General features: G+C 41.1%; 1 protein-coding gene. It reads left to right on the top strand.

What is annotated here, in order from left to right; all coding sequences use genetic code 11:
* Positions 1–24: 24 nt before the first annotated feature.
* The gene (locus AB4503_RS25620) at positions 25–282 is read left to right on the top strand and encodes a helix-turn-helix domain-containing protein (RefSeq protein WP_016800114.1); all 258 of its coding nucleotides are present in this window, start codon (positions 25–27) and stop codon (positions 280–282) included.
* The last annotated feature ends 154 nt before the right edge of the window (positions 283–436 follow it).

Here is a 436-nt window from a genome sequence, read left to right as displayed (position 1 = left end):
GTTCCTTAATGACCTTCAACTTCTATGAATGACCAACTAACCCCAATCAACAAAGACCATTTAAAAAAACTTATCCGAGCAGAACTGGAACCGACATGGTTTGATAAACAATCAGTTAGCCCTGATATGTCTTGGGTGACTCCTGCTGTGTTTGAAATATTGTTTACTGAGTTGATAACTCATACGCGCGGTAATCAGTCTAAGGCTGCTAGGGTTTTAGGGATTAACAGAGGTAATTTCACCAAAAAGTTAAATCAGATCACAACTCGTGAATTTGGATAGGATGAGAGCTTATAAGTAGGTATCCGCCTATTGGTACCCTAACGAGGGTGCAGAGATTAACCAACCCCCATGACCTCTCAAGAAATCAATGGCAGTTGCTCTAATTTTCGCTTCAAGGAGCACTGGCGGTAATCTACTCCAATTGCAAAGTAAC

It is taken from the genome of Vibrio sp. 10N.222.55.B11, assembly GCF_041473705.1.
In the GTDB taxonomy this organism is placed as follows: Bacteria; Pseudomonadota; Gammaproteobacteria; order Enterobacterales; family Vibrionaceae; genus Vibrio; species Vibrio crassostreae_C.
Note: the sequence above shows the minus strand (reverse complement) of the source record. Positions and strands in the feature narration are given on the sequence as shown.

What these genes read in the sequence shown, in the direction of transcription:
- AB4503_RS25620 (WP_016800114.1), top strand. Translation starts at nt 25, where the DNA reads ATGAATGACCAACTAACCCCAATCAACAAAGACCATTTAAAAAAACTT.